We start from the raw sequence: 21,699 nt of genomic DNA on the forward strand, positions 1-21,699 counted from the left end.
GCCGCCAGCATGGGCGGCGCCGGGCGCCTAGATCGTGACCGTTTGCTGCCATGCGTACCCCATGAAAAGAGCGTGAACAGGTTCTCAGAAAGAAAAATCTTTGAAGACGTCGGGCATTTCGCCCTGCATGGCCTGCGCTTCCTGCGCGTCGTAGCTGGCCTTGTCCCAGAGCTCGAAGTAGCTGCCCATGCCGAGCAGGATGGACTCCTTGCTGATGCCGGCCGCCGCACGCAGCTCGGGCGAAATCAGCACGCGGCCCGTGGCGTCCATTTCCACGTCCATCGCGTTGCCCAGGAAGATGCGCTTCCACCACTGCGCCGACATGGGCAGCTGGGCGATGCGCTCGCGGAATTTTTCCCACTCGGGCCGCGGGAACACCATCAGGCAGCCATGCGGGTGCTTGGTGATCGTGAGCTGACCAGCCGCCGTCGCGAGCAGGACGTCGCGGTGCCGGGTCGGCACGGACAGCCGCCCCTTGGCATCGAGGCTCAGCGACGAGGCACCCTGGAACACGACGAAGATTCCCCAGCTTGGTTGAAGCCACCGCACCCCGGAAATCGGAGTTTTATGGCACTTTTCACCACTTCATTGCACTTTTTTGCACTGTAGCAGGAAAAGCCAACCGCGCAAGGGCTCTTGCGGGATTTTTTTGTAATGAAATCAAGGACTTATCCGCCAAACGCAAACGACGGAAAAAGGAAAACCATTGCTGTATAAGCACTTAGCGCAGGCTTTGAACGTGGCACATGCAGAGAAGGGAACGGCCTCGAGGCCGACCCAGCTAGGAGCCTGTCGGGCTTTGGGCGTCGAAAGCGAGAATGCGCCCCAGCGAGGCCAGTTTTTGTCGGATTCGCCGCCCCATAGTGGTGCTATGGGGCAAGAAGCCGGCAAAAAATGGGCCGCTGCGGCGCATTCGCAGCCGACGATTCCAAAATCCGACAGGCTCCTAGCAGGCATGGTGGGCAGCGCACCGCGGCGCCGTGCTCGGCGCGCAAGCCCAGGGACATCTGGGCCGCGCACGCGGTTGGCTTGCTCAGAGGATGTAGCGCGACAGGTCTTCGTTCTGGCTCAGGCTTTGCAGCCGCGCATCGACGTAGGCGGCGTCTATGGTCACGGTCTGACCTGCGAGGCGCGTGGCCTCGAAGCTGATTTCGTCGAGCAGCCGCTCGAGCACCGTGGCCAGGCGGCGCGCGCCGATGTTTTCGGTGCGCTCGTTGACCTCGAAGGCGATATGCGCGAGGCGCGTGATGCCTTCGGACAAGAACTCCAGCCGCACGCCCTCGGTGGCGAGCAGCGCCTGATACTGCTTGACCAGACTGGCATGCGTCTGCGTGAGGATGGCCTCGAAGTCCTGCACCGAGAGCGATTCGAGCTCGACGCGGATCGGAAAGCGCCCCTGCAGCTCAGGAATCAAGTCGCTCGGCTTGGCCAGGTGGAACGCGCCCGAGGCGATGAACAGGATGTGGTCGGTCTTGACCATGCCGTACTTGGTGGACACCGCAGTGCCCTCGACGAGCGGCAGCAAGTCGCGCTGCACGCCCTGGCGAGAGACGTCGGCGCCGCTCGTTTCCTGGCGCGCGGCAACCTTGTCGATCTCGTCGATGAAGACGATGCCGTTTTGCTCGGCATTGGCGAGCGCGCGCGTGCGGATTTCCTCCTCGTTGACGCGCTTGGCCGCCTCCTCCTCGGTCAGCAGCTTGCGCGCTTCGGCGATCTTGAGGCGGCGCGAGCGGCGCTTGTCCTGGCCGAGCTGGCTGAACATGCCGCGCAGTTGCTCGGCCATTTCCTCCATGCCGGCCGGGCCCATGATTTCGAGCGTGGGCCGGCTCTCGGCCAGCTCGATGTCGATGTCCTTGTCGTCGAGCAGGCCCTCGCGCAGCTTCTTGCGAAACACCTGGCGCGCGGTGCTGTCGGCGGGCTCGGCGCCGGTGCGCGCGGGCGGAATCAGCACGTCGAGTATGCGTTCCTCGGCGGCGTCTTCGGCCAGCGTGCGCACCTTGCGCATTTCGGCTTCGCGCATCTGCTTGACGGCGACCTCGGCGAGGTCGCGCACGATGCTGTCCACGTCCTTGCCCACATAGCCGACTTCAGTGAACTTGGTCGCCTCGACCTTGATGAACGGCGCGTCGGCCAGGCGCGCGAGGCGCCGCGCGATCTCGGTCTTGCCCACGCCCGTGGGGCCGATCATGAGGATGTTCTTGGGCGTGATCTCCTGGCGCAGGCCCGCATCGACCTGCTGGCGGCGCCAGCGGTTACGCAGCGCGATCGCCACGGCGCGCTTGGCCGCCGCCTGGCCGACGATGTGGCGGTCAAGCTCGGAGACGATTTCCTGGGGGGTCATGGACGACATGGTATTTGCATCAAAAGCGCCACAAGTGCTTATGTATCAAGCGCTAGCAGCTATCAAATTCAAAGCTTGCAGGAAGCCGACAGACTCACAGCGTCTCTATCGTGTGGTGCATGTTGGTGTAGATGCACAGCTCCCCGGCGATCTCCAGCGATTTTTTTACGACCTCGTGCGCGGGCAGCTCGGTGTGGTCGAGCAAGGCCTTGGCCGCCGACTGCGCGTAGGCACCACCCGAGCCTATCGCGACGATGCCATGCTCGGGCTCGAGCACGTCGCCGTTGCCCGTGATGATCAGCGAGGCCTCGCGGTCGGCCACGGCCAGCATGGCTTCGAGGCGGCGCAGCACGCGGTCGGTGCGCCAGTCTTTGGTGAGCTCGATCGCGGCGCGCACCAGGTGGCCCTGGTGTTTTTCGAGCTTGGCCTCGAAGCGCTCGAACAGCGTAAAGGCATCGGCCGTGGCCCCGGCAAAGCCCGCGAGCACCTTGCCGTGGTGCAGCTTGCGCACCTTGCGCGCCGTGCCTTTGACGACGATGTTGCCCAGCGTGACCTGGCCGTCGCCGCCCAGGGCAACCTGCACGCCATCGGCGGTTTGGCGGCGCACGCACAAGATGGTGGTGCCGTGAAAGGTGGGAAATTCGGTCGGTGCTTGCATAGCTGCGTCAGATGGGGCCGTGGCGCCCGTATGCAAGCCTCGGGGAGCCATCGCAGCCCCCCCGCCCCATGGCTCACTTTTTGCGCACCACCACCCAGGCATGTTCATTGATGCCGAGCACGTTGAACAAAATGGCCACCAGCCGGTGCAGCTTGTCGAACTGCAGCTGCTGGCCCCTGGCCTGTTGCTCGGCGGCCCAGTTGAGCAGCGTGCCGGCGGCCGCAAAGTCCGTGCGGATCAGGTGCTCGCAATCGATCACCAAGGGCTCGCCGGGGCGCAGGTGCGCCTCCAGTGGTGGCAGCAGAGCACTGCAGTCGCCCTCGATCTGGCCACTGAGCGTGGGCACGGTATCCGCCTCCATCGACGCCGAGGGCGACAAGGTGGCGGCGCCGCCCGCGAGCATGCCCTGTGGGAGCAAGGCCTCATGCTGCTGGGCCGCAGCGTCTGCTGCGTGCGGCTCTTCGCCATCGATACAGCTGCAGTGCGGGGGCTCCCATGCGGGCGGGGAGACTTCGTAGGTGACGCAATAGTCGAGCGCCGCGAGCTCGAACTCGTCCACGCGCCCCATGAGCCGCAGGCAGGCCATGCGCAGCAACCACCAGTCCGCGGGTGTGCTGCGCTCGCCCGAAGGCGTTTTGTCGGCCAGCAGCGCATGCAACACCTGCGCGTGCGCAAACACCAGCTGCACGGTGCGGTCTTCGGCCCAGCGGCTGAACAGCGCCGTCAGCTGCGGCACAGCCTCGGGTTCGATCGCGGCCAGGCGCGCCCAATTCAGCGTCCAGGGTGGTGCCGCGCGTTCGAGCGCCGCACGCAGCGCCACCAGCGACGCCGCCGTGAACGTGGGCGGGGCGTTCCAGCCAAAGCTGCGGTGCGCGGCCGCACCGATACCATCGGCGGCACCCGCGATGCCGGGCTGGCCCAGCTGCTCAGGCAAGGAGACCCACAGCGGCGCGGAGCGCCCGAAGCGGGCCGCGAAGTCGATCGCCAGCGCGTCGAAGCGTTCCGCCTGCCCGGTCGCACGGTACAGGTCGAACAAGGCCAGCCAGAACTCCTCCTGCACTGCAGGCTCGGCCTGCTGGCTCAGCGCCAACGCCTCCTGCAGCGCTTTTTCTGCGCCGGCAAAATCCGCTTGGGCGAAGCGGATCGCCGCCTCTTCCAATTCAGGGGCATGCACGAATTTCTCCGGTTCCACCTCGGCAGGCCGTGGCTCTGGCACCGCAGGTGGGTGTGGGATGGTGCCATCGAACGCGGCTTGCGCCGCCTCCAGCGCAGCGGGCGCCAGCGCCGCCGGCGCGCCGGGCATCTCAGGTGGCTGCAGCGCTACAACGGGCGACCCAGAAACCCCGGAAGATTCCACAGGCACTGGCGGCAGGCTGACAGCCTCGGTGGGCGCAAAGGCACGCACCGTCGTGTCGCCGGGCGGCTGCGATGTCTTCCAGTCGGCGGCCTCCATCGGTCGGACAGGCCGCGCCGCGCGGGCTGACCCCTTCCACCACTGCTGCGACATCTGCGCTTCGATTTCATCGATCTTTTGCAGCGTGGCGGCGCGTTCGCCCGGCGAGTTCAGCTCGCTCAGACAGGAGGGGTCTGCAGCGTGCTCTTCATTGCGCTGCGGCTGCTGCATACCGCGCTGGCGCAGCTGGCGCAGCTGCGCGAACTCGCGGCGCCGCACGAAATCATTGCGCCGTTTGCGCTCCATCAGCTCCTTGAGCGCCTCCTTGCTGAACTGACTCTCACGTTCAACTGCCAGGGTGTCGAGCGCAGACCAATCTACGGTCGGGTTGCGCACGAAGCGCACCACCTTGGACAGCAGGCCCCCGCGAGAGGATTCTTCCTTGCTCATGATTCTGGCTAGCCCGTGGCGGTGCGCTTCGTCGCCTCTGGCCCTCAGTCGCCGAACAGCTTTTGCTTGAGTTCGCGGCGCTGCTGCGCCTCGAGCGACAAGGTGGCCGTGGGGCGCGCGAGCAAACGGGCCACGCCTATGGGTTCGCCGGTTTCATCGCAGTAACCGTAGTCGCCCGAATCGATGCGTGCGAGCGACTGGTCGATCTTCTTGAGCAGCTTGCGCTCGCGGTCGCGCGTGCGCAACTCGAGCGCGTGCTCTTCTTCGATGGTGGCGCGGTCTGCCGGATCGGGCACCACCACCGTGTCTTCACGCAGGTGCTCGGTGGTCTCACCCGCGCTTTGCAGGATTTCCTGCTTGAGCTGCAAAAGCTTGTGGCGGAAGAATGCCCGCTGCTTTTCGTTCATGTATTCGCTGTCGGGCATGGCGAGCACTTCGGCGTCGCTCAACTCCTCGGCCGACTTGGTTTTCCAATGGTCGGCGAGCTTGGGGTTTTTCTTCACGAGAACGGGTTTGGGCTGCACGGATGCGGTACTGGACATGGTCGTAAAACTGGCAAAGACGGCGGCGGAGCGGGCTAAGAGGTCATTCTGCTGGGTGGCGCAGGGGCGCAAGGCAAGTGCCATGCCCCCCCAGGATACTGCCGGACTTTGGGCAGGTCAGCGCTTAGGACTTAGGAAATGGACTCCTGTCTCCTTGCTGTCGGTGGGGTGGAGCGAGCCGGGCCGACCCATGGGGCTGCCAGACAGTCAGATTGCATGCGGGCTTGCATTCAACGGGGCGCGATTGTATAGAGGCGCGCGCATTGTGGGCATGCCCTTGGCAAGAATGAAACACCCCCACGCAACACCCGCATTTCACGCCAGGCTTTGCTCCAGCCCCTGGCGCAAGATGTCCTGCGGCAAGTCTATGCCTATGAACACCATCTTGCTCGTGCGCGGCTCGCCCGGCGCCCACTGCGGCCCCAAGTCGCTGCCCATGAGCTGGTGCACGCCCTGGAATATCACCTTGCGATCGGTCCCCAGCATGTGCAGCACCCCTTTGTAGCGCAGCATGCGCGGGCCGTAGATGTTGACCACGGCACCGAGGAAGTCCTCCAGCTTGGCCGGATCGAACGGCCGCTCGGCACGGTAAACGAAGCTCTTGACGTCGTCGTCATGGTGGTGGTGGCGCCCGCCATGCCCGTGCGAGGGATGGTCGCAATGCGCACCGTGCTCGTGCTCGTGCTCGTGCTCGTGGTGCGCGTGCGCGTCGCCCTCTTCCTTGAGGAAGTCGGGGTCTATGTCGAGCTTGGCGCTGAGGTTGAAGCCGCGCAGGTCCAGCACCTCGTCGATCGGCACCTGCCCGAAGTGCACCGCCTTGATCGGCGCGCGCGGGTTCATGTGTTTGAGCCGGTGGATCAGCGCCTCGGTGTCCTCGGCGCTCACGAGGTCGGTCTTGGAGAGGAAGATCTGATCGGCAAAGCCCACCTGGCGCCGCGCCTCCTGGCGGTCGTCGAGCTGCTGCTGGGCGTGCTTGGCATCGACCAGCGTGATGATCGAGTCGAGCAAGTAGCTCTGGGCGACCTCGTCGTCCATGAAAAAGGTCTGCGCCACGGGGCCGGGGTCGGCCAGGCCCGTGGTCTCGATCACGACGCGGTCGAAGTCGAGCAGGCCCTTGCGCTTCTTGGCGGCCAGCAGCTGCAACGAGGCACGCAGGTCTTCCCGGATGGTGCAGCAGATGCAGCCGTTGCTCATCTGCACGATCTGCTCCTCGGACTGGGTCACGAGGATGTCGTTGTCGATGTTTTCCTCGCCGAACTCGTTTTCGATCACGGCGATTTTCTGGCCATGGGCCTCCGTGAGCAAGCGCTTGAGCAAGGTGGTTTTGCCCGACCCCAGAAAGCCGGTCAGGATGGTCGCGGGAATGAGGGACATGGGCTTGCTTTCTCCAAAAGCGTGCTTTCTCTAAAAACCAGGGTGCGGCACGCGCCACCGTGCCTGCGCCCGAAACGGGCAAGTGTAGTCCCGCAATCCTCTGCGTGCGCTCAAGCCTTGCGCATCACCACCAGCCCCTTGAGGTACTCGCCCTCGGGGAAGGCCAGCGTCATCGGGTGGTCGGGCGCGCCGCCCAGGCGCTCGAGGATGTAGGCATCGACACCCGCGTCGGCGCCGGCCGAGGCAACGATCTTGTGGAACAAGTCGGCGCTGATGCCGCCCGAGCACGAAAAGGTGAACAGCACCCCGCCCGGCGCAAGCAGCTGCAGCGCGAGGCGGTTGATGTCCTTGTAGGCGCGCGCGGCGCGCTCGGCGTGGGCAACGGTGGGCGCGAGCTTGGGCGGGTCGAGCACGATGGCGTCGAAGCGCTCGCCCCGTTGCAGGAACTCGCGCAGCGCGGCGTTCACGTCGGCGTCGAGGAAATGCGCCTGGGCCGCGTCCAAACCGTTGAGCTCCACGTGCGCGCGCGCCCGCGTCAGCGCCGGGGCCGAAGAATCGATGGACCAGACCTGCGCCCCCTGCACGCCTGCCGCGCGCAGGCCCGCGAGCGCGGCCACGGTGAAGCCGCCGGTGTAGCAGTAGCAGTTGAGCACGCGCGCAAAGCGCAGGCGCTCGGCGTAGTCGGCAAAGCGCCGGCGATTGTCGCGCTGGTCGAGGTAAAACCCCGTCTTGTGCCCTTCGGCGATGTGCACCGAGAACTGCCAGGCGTGCTCGCGGATGCGCAGCTCGAGCGGCGGCGCAGGCGCCTCGGCACTGGCCGGGCCGCCGCGCAGCCAGCCCGTCGCGGGCGGCAGCCCTTCGAGCTTGCGCGCGCTCGCGTCCGAGCGCTCGTAGAGTTTGCGCAAGCCCGTGGCGCGCAGCAGCGCGTCGGCCAGCGTCTGCTTGTGGCGCTCGGCGCCGGCGCTCGTGAACTGCGCGACCAGCGTGTCCGCGTAGCGATCGACGACCATGCCGGGCAGCCCGTCGGATTCGCCATGCACCAGGCGCAGGCCTTCGCTTTGAATGCCAAATCGGGCTCTAGCGCTTATGGAACGGGCGCAAGCAGCTTCTAAAAAGGAAGCATCTATGCGCTGCGTCTCGTCGAAGCTCCAGACGCGGGCGCGGATGCGCGAGTGCGGGCTGAACGCCGCCCAGGCGAGAAACTGCCCCTCGTGCGCAACCACGCGCACCGTCTCGCCGCTGTCGCCACCGCCGCGCGCGATGGCCGACTCGAAGATCCAGGGGTGGCGGCGCAGCAGCGAGCGCTCTTTGCCGGGGTGCAGGCGGATGGTTTTCATGGTGAGGCTGGCGCGTGCTGCGCCCAATCAGAACTGTGTGGAGCTAGGAGCCTGTCGGGCTTTGGAATCGTCGGCGGCGAATGCACCGCAGCGGCCCATTTTTTACCGACTTCTTGCCCCATAGCACCACTATGGGGCTGCGCATCCGGCAAAAACTGGCCTCGCCGGGGCGCATTCTCGCTTTCGACGCCCAAAGCCCGACAGGCTCCTAGGGCTTGCGCCGCGCGCGCGGGTGTGCGGCGTCATAGACCTTGGCGAGGTGCTGAAAGTCGAGCCGCGTATAGACCTGCGTGCTCGCGATGCTCGCGTGGCCCAGCAGCTCCTGCACGGCGCGCAGGTCGCCGCTGGACTGCAGGACGTGGCTGGCAAACGAGTGGCGCAGCATGTGCGGGTGCACGGCGCTTGGCAGGCCTGCCTGCTGGCTGCGCTGGCGCACGCGCGCCCAGATCGATTGCGTGGTGAGGCGCTTGCCGCGCCGCCCGAGGAAGAGCGCGGCGTCCACTGCGCCGTGCGCAAATGGCGCGGTGCGCAGCGCAAGCCAGGCCTGCAGCGCCTGCTGCGCCGCGGCGCCCATGGGCACGCTGCGGCGCTTGCCGCCCTTGCCCCACACCTGCACTTCGCCAGCTTGTAGGTCGATCCAGCCGCGCCCCTGCCGCTCGGCCTCGGGGCTGGCCGCCACGTCGAGCCCCGCGAGCTCGCCCACGCGCAGGCCGCTGCCGTAAAGCAGCTCGACCATTGCCGCGTCGCGTGCTTCGAGCCAGGGGTCGGCCGCTGGCTGGGCGAAATCGGCCAGCAGCACGGCCTCGTCCACGCCCAGCGCCTTGGGCAGCGGGCGCGGCGCTCGCGGCGCGCGCACGCCCTGCACGGGGTTGTGCGCCACCAGCCCCTGGCGCACGGCCCAGCGAAAAAAGCTGCGCCAGCCCGACAGGATCAGCGCGATGCCGCGCCCGCTGCGCCCCGCGGCGTGCATCTGCGCGACGCTGCGGCGGATGTGCGCGCTTTGCAGCTGCAGCAGCGGCATGCCCGCCTCGGCCGCACAGCGCGCGAGCTTTTCGAGGTCCAGCGCGTACAGCGTGCAGGTGCGCTCGGCCAGGCGCTTTTCGTAGCGCACGTAGTCGAGGTAGCGCTGCACGGCGGGCTCCGCGGGCGCTACGCGCGCGTCGGGTACGCCAGATTCAGCCGGGGACGGGGCCGCAGGCGTGGTCACAGTTGCGACAGGCGCGGTCGAAGCGGGTTCGGACACGGTGGTGGCGAAGGAAAGCGGTTGCGGCCCGGCGCGGCGCGGCGCTCCGTAGCGTTCAGCGCAGGCGCAAGAGCGCCGCGCTCGCGAGCTCGGCGATGCGCGTGAGGAATTCCGTACCCATGGTGGCCTGAAAACGCTGCGCGTCGGGCGAGCCCAGCACCAGCAGGCCCAGCGCCGGCGTGGCGCTTTCGAGGGCGCCAGCGCGCAGCGGCAGCAGCGCGACCGACGCCACCTGCGCCGCGTCGGGCAACCAGGCCGTGGCCTCGAAGCCCAGGTTGGGGCCGCAAAACGGCATGGTCAGCGAGCTTGCAAAGGCCTGCACATCGGCGCTCGCGCCCTGCGCGAACGGCGCTTGCGCGTAAGACTCGGCCACGTCCCACACGCGCAGCGCCACCTGCGGCACGTCGAACAAGGTGCACAGGCCATCGACCACGGCCTGGGGCAGATCGTGCGCGTCGGCCGTCTGCAGCAGCGCCAGGCCCCACTGGTGCACCTTGTGCGCGATGGCGGCGTTTTCGCTGCTGTGGCGCACCATGTCCATGATGCGCAGCTCCAGGCCCTTGATTTTTTCACGCAGCAGCTCGGCCTGGCGCTCTTGCAGGCTCACGGCGCGGCCGCCGTGCGGGCTGGTGAGCTGCACGCTCGCGAGCACCTCGGCATGGCGCTCGAAAAAGCCCGGCGTCTGGATGAGAAACTCGGCGATGTCGTCCTCGGTGATCGGGGCGATAGGCGGGGTGGTTGGTGGCGTAGGAGTGGTCATGGGGTGTCGGGAATTTGAATCCGGCCCTCGAACACGGTGGTGGCCGGGCCGGTCATGAAAACGGGGTCGGTGTCGCGCCCGCCCCAGGCGATGCGCAGGCGCCCGCCGCGCGTGTCCACCTGTACCGCGTGGTCGAGCAGGCCCAGGCGCACGCCCACGGCCACGGCGGCGCACGCGCCCGTGCCGCAGGCGAGCGTCTCGCCCACGCCGCGCTCGTACACGCGCAGGCGCACGTGGTCGCGCGCCACGACCTGCAGGAAACCCACGTTCACGCGCTCGGGAAAGCGCGGGTGGCGCTCGATCCAGGGCCCGAGCTGCGCAACCGGAGCCGCATCCACGTCTTCGACGAGCAGCACCGCATGCGGGTTGCCCATGGACACGACGCTAACGAAAACAGGAGCAGCTTGCGCTTGTCCATCAAGCGTTAGCGGCCATTTTTGCCCTGAACCCTGGGGCACGGGCTGCAGGTCGTGGGTATCGAAGGGCACGCGCGCCGGCTCGAACACCGGGCAGCCCATGTTCACGGTCACCTCGCCATCGGGCGTGAGCTGCAGCGTGATCACACCGGCGCGGGTTTGCACGCGGATGCGGTCTTTGTGCGTGAGGCCGCGCTCGCGCACGTAGCGCGCGAAGCAGCGCGCGCCATTGCCGCATTGCTGCACCTCGCCGCCGTCGGCGTTGTGGATCACGTATTCGAAATCGACCTCGGGCGTGGGCGCGGGCCGCACGCTCAAAATTTGGTCGGCGCCCACGCCAAAGTGGCGATCGGCCAGCAAACGGTAGTGCGCGGGCGAGAGGTTCAGGCGCCCCTGCGTCTCGTCGAGCACGATGAAATCGTTGCCCGCACCCTGCATCTTGGTAAAGCGGATCAGCATGGCGCGGATTATCGCGGCTCGCCCGCCGCCCTTGGCCTTTTTTGGCGCCCTCTTTGCGCGCACAGATCAAACCAAACGATCGTTAGACAAGCGCCGCGACAGTCTCCATAATGCGGCACATGCCACGCCCCAGCCAATACCTGCACCCCCAGCGCGCGCTCGTCACGCCGCGCCCCGCCGCCACCGTCCTGCTGCTGCGCGACGCGCCCAACCCCGACGGCAAAAACCAGTTCGAAGTGCTGATGACGCGCCGCTCGGCCAAGGCCAGCTTCGTGCCCGGCGCCTACGTCTTTCCCGGCGGCAGCATAGACGCCGAAGACGCACAGGCACATGCGCTCGCCGACCGCCGACCGACGCAAGACGACGCGCAGCTCACGCAGGCCATCGCCGCGATCCGCGAGAGCTACGAAGAGCTGGGCGTGCTGCTCGCGCGCCACGCCGACGGCCGCATGGCCGACGAATCCGACCTTGCAGCGCTGGATCGGCATGCGCCGTTCTTCGCGCAGTGCCAGGCGCGCGGCCTGCGCCTGGCGGCCGAGGGCGTCTATACGCTCGCGCGCTGGATCACCGACCGCGACATGCCCAAGCGCTTCGACGTGGCCTTTCTCATCGCGCGCATGCCGCCCGGGCAAACGCCCGTGGCCGACGAGGCCGAGCAGTTCGAGCCCGTCTGGGTGCGCCCCGTCGATGCGCTCGCGCGCCACGAGGCCGGGCAGTTTTTCATGATCTTCCCGACCATACGCACGCTGCAGCGCCTCGCGCGCTTCGACAGCGTCGAAGCCGTGCTGCGCGCCTGCGCGAGCGAGCAGCCGCTGTGGACCAGCTGCCCGCGCGGCGGCCTGCTCGCGGGCAGGCCCGCGCACTACATGGAAGACGAAATGCCCTACGGCGAACTGGCCCTGGTCTGCCCCGACGGACAGCTGCACCACACGCTGGACTGGCAAAGCGAGCAGCCCGTGCCGCTTTTGAAGAACCTGCAGCGCCTCACGGCGCCCAACCCCGGCGTGATGACCGGCCCCGGCACCAACAGCTACCTCGTGGGCGACCCGGCTACGGGCTACATCGCCATCGACCCCGGTCCGGCCGACCACGAGCACCTCGAAAGACTCTGGCGCGCCGCGGGTGGCGACATCCGCATGATCGTGTGCACGCATTCGCACCCCGACCATTCGCCGGGCGCCGCACCGCTCGCCGCGCTGGTCGCGCAATACGGCCGCCCCCGGCCGCCCGTGCTGGGCCTGCCCTCGGCCCCCACGGCGCAGGCGGCCTGGGCCTTCACGCCCGACCGGGCACTACAAGACAATGAGCTGCTTACGCTTGAAGGACAAGGACCAGACGGCAAAATCACGCATACTTTGCAGGTCATCCACACGCCCGGCCATGCGGCCAACCATCTGTGCCTGCTGCTGCGCGAAGACGCCTTGCTATTCAGCGGCGACCACATCCTCAATGGCAGCACCACCATCGTCAACCCGCCCGACGGGCACATGACGGACTACCTGGATTCGCTCGACAAGCTCGACGCGCTGTGCGCGCAGCACGGCGTGGAGTTCATCCTGCCCGCACACGGCCACGTGCTCGGCTTTGCGCGCCAGGCGATCGCGCACCTCAAGGCGCACCGCCTCGCGCGCGAGGCCAAAGTGCTCGCCGCAATGCAGGCACACCCCGACGGCAGCCTCGAAGACTGGGTGCGCAGCGCCTACGACGACGTGCCCGAGCAGCTCTGGCCCATGGCGCAGCGCTCGCTGCTCGCGCACGTGGAGCGCATCGAGGCCATGCAGCCGGGGAATGACTGATCTGGCGAAAAAGAAAAAGTGAAGCACGCCGATAGGCCGGATTCTGTGGCTTCGGTCGCCCGAAGCTGACCGCCATTCATCTGGGCCGGGTGTCGCCACCACGGCTCGGTGCTACCTACCCGCCAGCGCTCCCTGCGGAACCACAGGGCGAAGCCGCGAGGGCTTCAGACTGGCCTACTTGGTATTGCTGCGCGTAGAGATTGCCCGTTTCACCCCGGGTGCTGCGCACCCAGACTCGTCTCTGTTGCTCTGATCCTCACCTCACGGTGGACAGCCGTTAGCTGCTACGCCGTCCTGTGCAGTCCGGACCTTCCTCCAGTGCCTGGTTTCCCAGCTTGCACCAGCGGCGGTCTGGCGTGCTTCACAGGGTGGATTATCCCAAATCAGGGCTGATAAAGCAGCCCATAAATGTTGTAAGCAATCATGAACAGCAAGCCAATGATGCCCACGAGCATCACCCCTGGCCCCCAGCGGTATCTGCGGCCCGAAAAGCCAATCAACAGCAACCCGCAGCCTATGGTCAGCAAAATGATGTTGTGGTGCAGCAAATTCATGGTTCTGGCCTGTGGAGTGTGAAACGCAGATTGTCAGCGCGATCGTTGCACGCTGGCGCCATGACGGCTTGATGCACATCAAGCGCCGCTTATCTTCGCAGCGCATATCCATATCGCACCAACCGCGCATCGGCTGCTTCACAATGGCCCTCTTCACTTCCCGCTTTTCCCGGAGACGCCATGAAAGTCGAAAACATCCTGCAAACCATAGGCAACACGCCCCACGTGCGCATCCAGCGGCTGTTCGGCCCCAGCGCGCAGGTGTGGATCAAGTCCGAGCGCAGCAACCCCGGCGGCTCGATCAAGGACCGCATCGCGCTCGCCATGGTCGAAGAGGCCGAGCGCACGGGCCAGCTGCGCCCCGGCGGCACCATCATCGAGCCGACCTCGGGCAACACCGGCATAGGCCTCGCGCTCGTGGCCGCGGTCAAGGGCTACCAGCTCATCCTCGTGATGCCCGAGAGCATGAGCATAGAGCGGCGCCGCCTGATGCTGGCCTACGGCGCGCGCTTCGACCTCACGCCGCGCGAAAAAGGCATGAAGGGCGCGATCGAGCGCGCCCAGGAACTGGTCGCCAGCACCCCCGGCGCCTGGATGCCGCAACAGTTCGAGAACCCGGCCAACGTGGCCGTCCACATGCAAACCACGGCGCAGGAGATTCTGGCCGACTTTCCCGACGGGCTGGACGCCTTCATCACCGGCGTAGGCACGGGCGGGCACCTCACGGGCGTGGCGCGCGTGCTCAAGGCCCAGTTCCCAAACCTCAAGGTGTTCGCCGTCGAGCCCTCGGCTTCGCCTGTGATCTCGGGCGGCGCACCGGCGCCGCATCCCATCCAGGGCATAGGCGCTGGCTTCGTGCCCAGGAACCTCGACACATCCTTGCTCGACGGCGTGATCCAGATCGACGCCGAGCCCGCACGCGAATACGCCCGCCGCGCCGCGCGCGAAGAGGGCATGCTCGTGGGCATCTCCTCGGGCGCCACGCTCGCAGCCATCGCGCAAAAACTTCCCGAGTTGCCCGCAGGCGCCAAGGTGCTGGGCTTTTGCTACGACACGGGCGAGCGCTATCTGTCGGTCGAAGGATTTTTGCCCGGATGATGCCCGGCTCGCGCAGCGGCCAAAATGGCCGCCCGCTGCCAGCCGTCCACCAGCACCCGCGCAGGTGCGCAGCGGCGCCTCATGGACAATCCGGGTTCAACCCAGATTGTCCATGAGGATGCGGGATGATGGCGAGGCGGCTGGCGAGGCTGTTTGGCCGCTGCTGAGGAGTGCATGGCCGGTGCCATGGACGACGAAGCAGCGGCCAAAATGGCCGTCAGACGTCCGCCAGCGCCCGCATAGGTGCGAAGCACCGCCTCATGGACAATCTGGGTTCCATTCTTGCCCGATTGCCACGGGCCTTGTCGCATGATCCGCATCTCCGAGCTCAAACTCCCGCTGGAAGCCCTGCCCATAGAGGCGCGCACCGCGGCGCGCCGTGCCACCGACGCGCCAGCCGAGACTGCCGCCGACCGTGCGCCGCCGCCACACCCCATTGCCGCGCTGCGCGGCCTCGTGTGCCAAGCCCTGGGCCTGCCCGACGCCGCGCTTGCCGAGTTGCGCGTGCACAAACGCAGCTTCGACGCGCGCGGTGCTGCGCTGCGTGCGGTGTATATCGTCGATGTCGCGCTCACCGAGCCCGCGCAGGAAGCCGCCGTGCTCGCACGGCACGCGGCAAACCCGCACGTGCAGCCCACGCCGGACATGGTGTGGCGTGCGCCCGCGACCGCGCCGTTGGACTGGGCCCCGGCCGATGGCGATCGGCCTGTGGTCGTGGGCTTCGGGCCCTGCGGCATCTTTGCCGCGCTGACGCTTGCCGAGATGGGCCTGCGCCCGCTGGTGCTCGAGCGTGGGTGCCCGGTGCGCGAGCGCACCCAGGACACCTGGGGCCTGTGGCGGCGCGGCGTGCTCAAGGCCGAATCCAACGTGCAGTTCGGCGAGGGCGGCGCCGGCCTGTTCTCGGACGGCAAGCTCTACAGCCAGATCAAGGACCCGCGCCACCTCGGCCGCCGCGTCATGCAGGCCTTCGTCGAGGCCGGTGCGCCGCCCGAAATCCTTTACGCAGCGCACCCGCACATCGGCACCTTCAAACTCGTCAAGGTGGTGCAGGCGCTGCGCGCGCGCATCACGGCGCTGGGCGGCGAAGTGCGCTTCGCGCAGCGCGTGGCGGATGTGCTGATCGAGCCGTCCGCGCACGGCCCGCGCCAGCTGCGCGGCCTGCAAGTGCACGACCTGGAGCGCGGACAAGACTACGTGCTGCACGCCAGCCGGGTAGTGTTTGCGCTGGGCCACAGCGCGCGCGACACTTTTGCGCAGTTGCACCAGCGCGGCGTGTTTCTGGAGCCCAAGCCGTTTTCCATCGGCGTGCGCATCGAACACCCGCAAAGCCTGATCGACCGCGCGCGCTGGGGGCGCCATGCGGGCAACCCGCTGCTGGGCGCGGCGGCCTACAAACTGGTACACCACGCACGCAATGGCCGCGCGGTTTACAGCTTTTGCATGTGTCCGGGCGGCACGGTGGTGGCAGCCACCAGCGAGCCCGAACGCGTCGTGACGAACGGCATGAGCCAGTATTCGCGCGCCGAACGCAATGCCAACGCAGGGCTGGTGGTGGGCATAGGGCCGGAGGATTTTCCAGGCGCAGACCCGGCAGCATGGGCCGCGGCCTTCGGCGAAGAGGCCGGCGCACACTACGCCCGCGAGGCCGCAGCGCTGGCGGACCAAGCCGCCGTGCACCCCCTGGCCGGCGTGGTACTGCAGCGCCAGCTGGAAAGCGCCGCCTACCGCGCCGGGGGCGGAGGTTATCTGGCGCCGGCCCAGCTCGTGGGCGATTTTCTCGCGGCACGACCATCGACCGCCTTGGGCGCGGTACAACCCTCGTACCAGCCCGGCGTGACCCTGAGCGACCTGTCCACGATGCTGCCCCGCTACGCCGTGGAGGCCCTGCGCGAGGCCCTGCCCGCCATGGGGCAGCAAATCCGCGGCTACGACCGCAGCGACGCGCTCATGACCGGGGTGGAAACGCGCACCTCGGCGCCGCTGCGCATCACGCGCGGCGCCGACTACCAGAGCCTGAATGTGCGCGGCCTGTACCCCGCCGGCGAAGGTGCCGGGTACGCAGGTGGCATTTTGTCTGCCGGCGTCGACGGCATCCGCGTGGCCGAAGCGCTGGGCTGCCACCTGTTCGGCGTGCCCGCGCCTGCGCCCGAGCGCGCCCACCGGCTGGACATGGCCTACGGCTGAGGCTGAGGCTGAGGCTGCGCCCAAGCCAGCGCAGGCTCAGCCGCCAGTGCGCTTTTCAGCCCCCCGTCGACTGCAGCGCCGCGATACGCTCCTCGATCGGCGGGTGCGTGCTGAAAAGCTGCCCTATGCCGCCCGCGATCCCGAACGCCGCCATGTTCTTGGGCAGCTCGGCCGGGTGCAGGCCCCCCAGGCGTGCGAGCGCGTTGATCATGGGCTGGCGACGGCCCAAGAGCTGCACCGAGCCGGCATCGGCACGGAACTCGCGCTGGCGGCTGAACCAGGCGACGATGATCGCGGCCAGAAAGCCCAGCACGATATCGAGCACGATGGTGGTAACCATGTAGCCTATGCCCGGGCCGCTGTCGCGCTCGTCATTGCGGCGCAGAAAGCTGTCCACCACGTAGCCGATGGCGCGCGAGAGAAACACCACGAAGGTGTTCATCACGCCCTGGATCAGCGTCATGGTGACCATGTCGCCATTCGCGATGTGCGCGATCTCGTGGCCCAGCACGGCCTCGATCTCCTCGTGCGTCATGTTTTCGAGCAGGCCCGTGGAGACCGCCACGAGCGCGGAATTCTTGAACGCGCCCGTGGCGAAGGCGTTCGGGTCACCCTCGAAGATGCCGACCTCGGGCATCGCGATGCCGGCCTTGTCGGCCAGCTGGCGCACGGTCTCGAGCAACCAGGCTTCGGCGGCGTTGCCCGGCTGCGTGATCACCTGCACGCCCGCGCTCCACTTGGCCATGGGTTTGCTCATGAGCAGCGAGATGATCGCGCCGCCAAAGCCGATCACGAAGGCGTAGCCCAGCAGGGCGCCAAAGTTCATTCCCTGGGCCGTGAGGTAGCGGTTCACGCCCAGCAAGCTGGCAACGATGCCCAGCACGACCACCACGGCGAGGTTGGTCAGCAGGAACAGAAAGATGCGTTTCATGGATTTTCCTCGTCAATGTATGAGGGCGACTGCGCCGCACATAGGGGCGACGCATGGCGGTTCAATAAGCAGCCCAGCCACGCGATGTTGTGCTTTTTTCTTTTTAGGACGTGCCGCAGCCAGCGGCGCATGATAAGAAGAAAGGGAAAAAGCAAAATTTCCCTACGGATAAAAAGCCCACATGCCGGGGCCGAAATGTGGAGCCTCGGCTGGCTACGCGCAACAACCGCCCTGCCCCACCAAGCGCCAGGGCAGCGCCTCGCCTGCGCGCAGCGGCTTGAGTTCGCCCTCACCGAAGGCAAAGCGCTCGGGCGGCGTCCAGCTTTCGCGGCGCAGCGTCACCTGGCCCTGGTTGCGCGGCAGGCCGTAAAAGGCCGGGCCATGGAAGCTCGCGAAGGCTTCGAGTTGGTCGAGCGCGCCGGCCGCGTCGAAGGCTTCGGCGTACATCTCGAGCGCGGCGTGCGCGGTGTAGCAGCCCGCGCAGCCCGTGGCGTGCTCCTTGAGGTGCGCGGGGTGCGGGGCGCTGTCGGTGCCCAGGAAGAACTTGGGGCTGCCGCTCGTGGCCGCCTGCACGAGCGCCTGGCGGTGCACCTCACGCTTGAGCACGGGCAGGCAGTAGTAATGCGGGCGAATGCCGCCCTGAAAGATCGCGTTGCGGTTGAACAGCAGGTGGTGCGCGGTGATCGTGGCGGCCGTATAGGCGTCGCTGCCGGCCACGTATTGCGCGGCCTCGCGCGTGGTGATGTGCTCGAAGACGATCTTGAGCGCCGGGAAGTCGCGCCGCAGCGGGATCAGGCGCGTGTCGATGAACACGGCCTCGCGGTCGAACACATCGACCGCGGGGTCGGTGACCTCGCCGTGCACCAGCAGCGGCATGCCCAGGCGCTGCATGGCTTCGAGCGTGGGGTAGGTCTTGCGCAAATCGGTCACGCCCGCATCACTGTTGGTCGTGGCGCCGGCCGGGTAGAGCTTGACCGCGACCACGCCAGCCGCGTGCGCACGCTCGACCTCCGCGGGCGCGAGCTGGTCGGTGAGGTACAGCGTCATGAGAGGCTCGAAGTGCTGGCCCGCTGGCACGGCGGCGAGGATGCGCTGCCGGTAGGCGAGCGCCTGCGCCGTCGTGGTCACGGGCGGGCGCAGGTTGGGCATGATGATCGCGCGCCCGAACTGCGCCGCCGTGTGCGGCACGACGGTGTGCAGCGCCGCGCCATCGCGCACATGCAGGTGCCAGTCGTCGGGGCGGGTCAGGGTCAGGGTCGTGGCTGCGGTGTTCATGGCGGCGATTGTCCCACCGGCGTGGACGCTTCTCTATTCATAGCTTTTAGCGCTTGATGTATCTAATCAAAAGGCCAAAAACGCTTGAAATCATTGGACAGCGTCGCACCCGCGTTGGCGCTTGCCGGTAATATGCCCCCTTGCCAACCGAGGACTTCGCCATGGGCCAGGCCGCAGAAAAAATCGTTTTCACGCCGCAGGACTACCTCGCCTGGGAGGCCGAACAGCCCGAGCGCCACGAATACCTCAATGGTGAAGTGTTTGCCATGGCCGGCGCCGAAGACCGGCACGTGACGGTCAGCATGAACCTCGCTTTTGCGCTGCGCGAGCACCTGCGCGGCAGCCCCTGCCGCACCTACATGAGCGAAATGCGCCTGCACGTGGCCGCGGCCAACTGCTACTTTTACCCCGACGTGATGGTGAGCTGCAGCGCGCGCGACCTCGCGAGCCCGCTCGTCAAAACCGAGCCCAAGCTGATCGTCGAAGTGCTCTCGCCGAGCACCGCCGCGTACGACCGCGGCCTCAAGTTCAGCCACTACCGGCGCCTCGAGAGCCTCGCGGAATACGCGCTCATTGACCTGGACACGCGCAGCACCGACTGCTTTCGCAAAAGCGCCGAGGGCCTGTGGGTGCTGCACCCGTTTGCGCGCGACGAAACCGTGCTGCTCGCGAGCGTGGGACTGGAGTTGCCGCCAGAGCAGCTGTTTGCCGACGTGATCGATTGAGCCACCTCATCTTCTCATCCACCGGCAAAGGACTTTGTCATGGGCCAAGCCGCAGAAAAACCCGTTTTCACGCCGCAGGACTACCTCGCCTGGGAGGCCGAACAGCCCGAGCGCCACGAATACCTCAATGGTGAAGTGTTCGCCATGGCCGGCGCCGAGGATCGGCACGTGACGGTGTCGGGCAACCTCTACATGGCGCTGCGCCAGCACCTGCGCGGCAGCCCCTGCCGCACCTACATGAGCGAAATGCGCCTGCACGTGGCCGCGGCCAACTGCTACTTCTACCCCGACGTGATGGTGACTTGCAGTGCGCGCGACTTGGCGAGCCCGCTCGTCAAGACCGAGCCCAAGCTGATCGTCGAAGTGCTCTCGCCGAGCACCGCCGCGTACGACCGCGGCCTCAAGTTCAGCCACTACCGGCGCCTCGAGAGCCTGCAGGAATACGCGCTCATTGACCTGGACACGCGCAGCACCGACTGCTTTCGCAAAAGCGCCGAGGGCCTGTGGGTGCTGCACCCGTTTGCGCGCGACGAAACCGTGTTGCTCGCGAGCGTGGGGCTGGAGCTGCCGCCAGAGCAGCTGTTTGCCGACGTGATCGACTAAAACGAAGCTGGTTTGCTCTTTTTTATGCAGCTACTTACGCAGACCACATAAGCACAAATAGGCAATTCTGCTTGAAAAAAGGCGGACGTGTTTTGGCGGTATGAGCGGGCATGGCGGGTTCGTTCACAGCTTCTCAGTGCTGCAGGATCTTGTCCAGAAATTCCTTGGTGCGCGGCTGGCGGGCCTCGGGGTGGTCGAAAAATTCGTCCCTGCTGCAATCCTCCAGAATGCGGCCGCCCACGTCCATGAAGATCACGCGGCTGCTGACCTTGCGCGCAAAGCCCATTTCGTGCGTCACGACCATCATGGTCATGCCTTCGCGCGCCAGGCCCACCATCACGTCGAGCACCTCGCCGACCATTTCGGGGTCCAGCGCCGAAGTGGGCTCGTCGAACAGCATGACGATCGGGTCCATGCTGAGCGCGCGCGCAATCGCCACGCGCTGCTGCTGGCCGCCCGAGAGCTGGCCGGGGAACTTATCCTTGTGCGCGCCCAGGCCCACACGCTCGAGCATCTGCAGGCCACGTTTCAGGGCCTCGTCAGGACTGCGCCCGAGCACCTTGACCTGCGCGAGCGTGAGGTTGTCCGTCACCGAGAGGTGCGGAAACAGCTCGAAATGCTGGAACACCATGCCCACGCGGCTGCGCAGGCGTGGCAGGTCGGTCTTGGGGCCGTGTACGGGCACGCCATCGACGTAGATTTCGCCCTGCTGGAAGGGTTCGAGCGCGTTGATGGTCTTGATGAGCGTCGATTTGCCCGAGCCCGAGGGGCCGCACACCACCACCACCTCGCCCTTGTGGATGGTGGTGGAGCAATCGGTCAGCACCTGCACGGGGCCATACCACTTGGAGACGTTTTTGAGTTCGATCATGGCTTGCATGGGGTTCTTTCTCATCAGCGCACGATGGCGATTTTTCGCTGCGCGCGCTTGACCAGCGCCGACAGCGCATAGCACAGCACGAAATAGACCACGGCCGCGGCGAGGTAGCTCTCGATCGGGCGGCCGAAATTCTTGCCCGCGATCTCGAAGCCCTTGAGCAGGTCGTAGGCGCCGATCGCATAGACCAGCGAGGTGTCCTGAAACAGGATGATGGTCTGCGTGAGCAGCAGCGGCAGCATGTTGCGAAAAGCCTGCGGCAGCACCACGAGCTGCATGACCTGCGCGTAGCGCATGCCCAGCGCCTGCCCCGCGAGCACCTGGCCGCGTGGCACCGACTGGATGCCGGCGCGCATGATCTCGCTGAAGTACGCGGCCTCGAACGCGACGAAGGTGATCACCGCCGACCACTCGGCGCCTATGGGCCGCCCGATGAGCGCGGGCACGAGCAGGAAGAACCACAAAATCACCATCACGAGCGGAATGCTGCGCATGCCGTTGACGTAGATCGTCGCGGGCCAGGCCAGCCAGCGCAGGCCCGACAGGCGCATGAGCGCGAGCAAGGTGCCCAGCACCACGCCGCCCACGGTGGCCACCAGCGTGAGCAGCAGGCTGAAATACAGCCCCTTGAGCACAAAGTTGGAGACCAGCTCCCAGCTGAAGAAAGAAAAGTCGAGCTGCAT

The 21,699-nt window shown here is 66.8% G+C and carries 21 protein-coding genes and 1 other RNA gene; 5 read left to right on the plus strand and 17 right to left on the minus strand.

The features are described from left to right. Positions 1-84: 84 nt before the first annotated feature. The 11 genes from mraZ to dapF all read right to left on the minus strand — a co-directional run bounded on the left by mraZ (position 85) and on the right by dapF (position 10,973). Positions 85-513 (minus strand): division/cell wall cluster transcriptional repressor MraZ, encoded by a 429-nt coding sequence (mraZ, locus tag FK527_RS04425; RefSeq protein WP_114482362.1) that lies wholly within the window; start codon positions 511-513, stop codon positions 85-87. Between the two features lie 520 nt (positions 514-1,033). Beyond that, positions 1,034-2,350, minus strand: a complete 1,317-nt coding sequence (hslU, locus tag FK527_RS04430) for an ATP-dependent protease ATPase subunit HslU (protein WP_144730316.1) — start codon at positions 2,348-2,350, stop codon at positions 1,034-1,036. A gap of 85 nt (positions 2,351-2,435) precedes the next feature. Further along, entirely contained in the window at positions 2,436-2,999 is a 564-nt protein-coding gene (gene hslV, locus FK527_RS04435; protein WP_144730319.1) for an ATP-dependent protease subunit HslV, read from the minus strand. 73 nt (positions 3,000-3,072) lie between these two features. Further along, the gene (locus tag FK527_RS04440; RefSeq protein ID WP_144730322.1) at positions 3,073-4,842 is read right to left on the minus strand and encodes an STAS domain-containing protein; all 1,770 of its coding nucleotides are present in this window, start codon (positions 4,840-4,842) and stop codon (positions 3,073-3,075) included. Positions 4,843-4,886: 44 nt separating this feature from the next. Continuing rightward, positions 4,887-5,384, minus strand: a complete 498-nt coding sequence (gene dksA / locus FK527_RS04445; RefSeq protein WP_246072671.1) for an RNA polymerase-binding protein DksA — start codon at positions 5,382-5,384, stop codon at positions 4,887-4,889. A 315-nt stretch (positions 5,385-5,699) separates the two neighbouring features. Then, complete coding sequence (locus FK527_RS04450; RefSeq protein ID WP_144730328.1) at positions 5,700-6,758, minus strand: CobW family GTP-binding protein; 1,059 nt, start codon at positions 6,756-6,758, stop codon at positions 5,700-5,702. Positions 6,759-6,868: 110 nt separating this feature from the next. Next, the gene (locus FK527_RS04455; protein WP_144730331.1) at positions 6,869-8,095 is read right to left on the minus strand and encodes a class I SAM-dependent rRNA methyltransferase; all 1,227 of its coding nucleotides are present in this window, start codon (positions 8,093-8,095) and stop codon (positions 6,869-6,871) included. Next, positions 8,092-8,289, minus strand: a complete 198-nt coding sequence (locus FK527_RS04460; RefSeq protein WP_144730334.1) for a hypothetical protein — start codon at positions 8,287-8,289, stop codon at positions 8,092-8,094. Before FK527_RS04460 ends, FK527_RS04455 begins: the two co-directional genes overlap by 4 nt. 14 nt (positions 8,290-8,303) lie before the next feature. Then, positions 8,304-9,227: a tyrosine recombinase XerC gene (locus tag FK527_RS04465; RefSeq protein ID WP_246072677.1), complete on the minus strand. Its 924-nt coding sequence runs from the start codon at positions 9,225-9,227 to the stop codon at positions 8,304-8,306. A gap of 166 nt (positions 9,228-9,393) precedes the next feature. Next, the gene (locus tag FK527_RS04470) at positions 9,394-10,098 is read right to left on the minus strand and encodes a DUF484 family protein (protein ID WP_144730337.1); all 705 of its coding nucleotides are present in this window, start codon (positions 10,096-10,098) and stop codon (positions 9,394-9,396) included. Next, entirely contained in the window at positions 10,095-10,973 is an 879-nt protein-coding gene (dapF, locus tag FK527_RS04475) for a diaminopimelate epimerase (protein WP_144730340.1), read from the minus strand. The genes FK527_RS04470 and dapF overlap by 4 nt, the downstream gene beginning before the upstream one ends. A 119-nt stretch (positions 10,974-11,092) precedes the next feature. Here dapF and FK527_RS04480 point away from each other — a divergent pair, with 119 nt between their 5' ends. Continuing rightward, positions 11,093-12,769, plus strand: coding sequence for an MBL fold metallo-hydrolase (locus FK527_RS04480; protein WP_144730343.1), 1,677 nt, complete (start codon positions 11,093-11,095; stop codon positions 12,767-12,769). A gap of 16 nt (positions 12,770-12,785) precedes the next feature. On the opposite strand, the gene rnpB is transcribed toward FK527_RS04480, so the two are convergent. Then, positions 12,786-13,132, minus strand: an RNA gene (gene rnpB / locus FK527_RS04485) — RNase P RNA component class A. A 20-nt stretch (positions 13,133-13,152) separates the two neighbouring features. Then, the gene (locus FK527_RS17210; protein ID WP_186298381.1) at positions 13,153-13,323 is read right to left on the minus strand and encodes a hypothetical protein; all 171 of its coding nucleotides are present in this window, start codon (positions 13,321-13,323) and stop codon (positions 13,153-13,155) included. A gap of 180 nt (positions 13,324-13,503) precedes the next feature. Between FK527_RS17210 and cysK the strand changes: the two genes are divergently transcribed. Further along, a complete protein-coding gene (cysK, locus tag FK527_RS04490; protein ID WP_144730346.1) occupies positions 13,504-14,421 on the plus strand; it encodes a cysteine synthase A in 918 nt (305 codons plus the stop codon). A gap of 309 nt (positions 14,422-14,730) precedes the next feature. Then, positions 14,731-16,605: an NAD(P)/FAD-dependent oxidoreductase gene (locus tag FK527_RS04495; RefSeq protein WP_144730349.1), complete on the plus strand. Its 1,875-nt coding sequence runs from the start codon at positions 14,731-14,733 to the stop codon at positions 16,603-16,605. A gap of 55 nt (positions 16,606-16,660) precedes the next feature. On the opposite strand, the gene htpX is transcribed toward FK527_RS04495, so the two are convergent. Together htpX and pyrC are read right to left on the minus strand one after the other, a co-directional pair. Further along, complete coding sequence (gene htpX, locus FK527_RS04500) at positions 16,661-17,536, minus strand: protease HtpX (RefSeq protein WP_144730352.1); 876 nt, start codon at positions 17,534-17,536, stop codon at positions 16,661-16,663. Between the two features lie 213 nt (positions 17,537-17,749). After that, a complete protein-coding gene (gene pyrC / locus FK527_RS04505) occupies positions 17,750-18,811 on the minus strand; it encodes a dihydroorotase (protein WP_144730356.1) in 1,062 nt (353 codons plus the stop codon). Between the two features lie 161 nt (positions 18,812-18,972). Between pyrC and FK527_RS04510 the strand changes: the two genes are divergently transcribed. Continuing rightward, positions 18,973-19,536, plus strand: coding sequence for a Uma2 family endonuclease (locus FK527_RS04510; RefSeq protein WP_144730359.1), 564 nt, complete (start codon positions 18,973-18,975; stop codon positions 19,534-19,536). Between the two features lie 39 nt (positions 19,537-19,575). Further along, the gene (locus FK527_RS04515; RefSeq protein WP_144730362.1) at positions 19,576-20,139 is read left to right on the plus strand and encodes a Uma2 family endonuclease; all 564 of its coding nucleotides are present in this window, start codon (positions 19,576-19,578) and stop codon (positions 20,137-20,139) included. A 133-nt stretch (positions 20,140-20,272) separates the two neighbouring features. Here the strand turns inward: FK527_RS04515 and FK527_RS04520 are convergent, their stop codons facing one another. Together FK527_RS04520 and FK527_RS04525 are read right to left on the minus strand one after the other, a co-directional pair. Continuing rightward, a complete protein-coding gene (locus FK527_RS04520) occupies positions 20,273-21,010 on the minus strand; it encodes an amino acid ABC transporter ATP-binding protein (RefSeq protein ID WP_144730717.1) in 738 nt (245 codons plus the stop codon). Positions 21,011-21,033: 23 nt separating this feature from the next. Continuing rightward, positions 21,034-21,699, minus strand: a complete 666-nt coding sequence (locus FK527_RS04525; protein ID WP_144730365.1) for an amino acid ABC transporter permease — start codon at positions 21,697-21,699, stop codon at positions 21,034-21,036.

The sequence above is a fragment of the Extensimonas perlucida genome (assembly GCF_007655255.1).
Lineage (GTDB): Bacteria > Pseudomonadota > Gammaproteobacteria > Burkholderiales > Burkholderiaceae_C > Extensimonas > Extensimonas perlucida.

Bases quoted from the DNA above. Each gene is read 5' to 3' on its own strand.
- FK527_RS04440 (WP_144730322.1), bottom strand. From the start codon at position 4,842: ATGAGCAAGGAAGAATCCTCTCGCGGGGGCCTGCTGTCCAAGGTGGTG.
- cysK (WP_144730346.1), top strand. From the start codon at position 13,504: ATGAAAGTCGAAAACATCCTGCAAACCATAGGCAACACGCCCCACGTG.
- htpX (WP_144730352.1), bottom strand. From the start codon at position 17,536: ATGAAACGCATCTTTCTGTTCCTGCTGACCAACCTCGCCGTGGTGGTC.
- FK527_RS04520 (WP_144730717.1), bottom strand. From the start codon at position 21,010: ATGATCGAACTCAAAAACGTCTCCAAGTGGTATGGCCCCGTGCAGGTG.
- hslV (WP_144730319.1), bottom strand. From the start codon at position 2,999: ATGCAAGCACCGACCGAATTTCCCACCTTTCACGGCACCACCATCTTG.
- FK527_RS04510 (WP_144730359.1), top strand. From the start codon at position 18,973: ATGGGCCAGGCCGCAGAAAAAATCGTTTTCACGCCGCAGGACTACCTC.
- dksA (WP_246072671.1), bottom strand. From the start codon at position 5,384: ATGTCCAGTACCGCATCCGTGCAGCCCAAACCCGTTCTCGTGAAGAAA.
- FK527_RS04515 (WP_144730362.1), top strand. From the start codon at position 19,576: ATGGGCCAAGCCGCAGAAAAACCCGTTTTCACGCCGCAGGACTACCTC.
- FK527_RS04480 (WP_144730343.1), top strand. From the start codon at position 11,093: ATGCCACGCCCCAGCCAATACCTGCACCCCCAGCGCGCGCTCGTCACG.
- FK527_RS04525 (WP_144730365.1), bottom strand. From the start codon at position 21,699: ATGCAGCTCGACTTTTCTTTCTTCAGCTGGGAGCTGGTCTCCAACTTT.
- FK527_RS17210 (WP_186298381.1), bottom strand. From the start codon at position 13,323: ATGAATTTGCTGCACCACAACATCATTTTGCTGACCATAGGCTGCGGG.
- FK527_RS04450 (WP_144730328.1), bottom strand. From the start codon at position 6,758: ATGTCCCTCATTCCCGCGACCATCCTGACCGGCTTTCTGGGGTCGGGC.
- hslU (WP_144730316.1), bottom strand. From the start codon at position 2,350: ATGTCGTCCATGACCCCCCAGGAAATCGTCTCCGAGCTTGACCGCCAC.
- FK527_RS04470 (WP_144730337.1), bottom strand. From the start codon at position 10,098: ATGACCACTCCTACGCCACCAACCACCCCGCCTATCGCCCCGATCACC.
- FK527_RS04455 (WP_144730331.1), bottom strand. From the start codon at position 8,095: ATGAAAACCATCCGCCTGCACCCCGGCAAAGAGCGCTCGCTGCTGCGC.
- pyrC (WP_144730356.1), bottom strand. From the start codon at position 18,811: ATGAACACCGCAGCCACGACCCTGACCCTGACCCGCCCCGACGACTGG.
- FK527_RS04495 (WP_144730349.1), top strand. From the start codon at position 14,731: ATGATCCGCATCTCCGAGCTCAAACTCCCGCTGGAAGCCCTGCCCATA.
- dapF (WP_144730340.1), bottom strand. From the start codon at position 10,973: ATGCTGATCCGCTTTACCAAGATGCAGGGTGCGGGCAACGATTTCATC.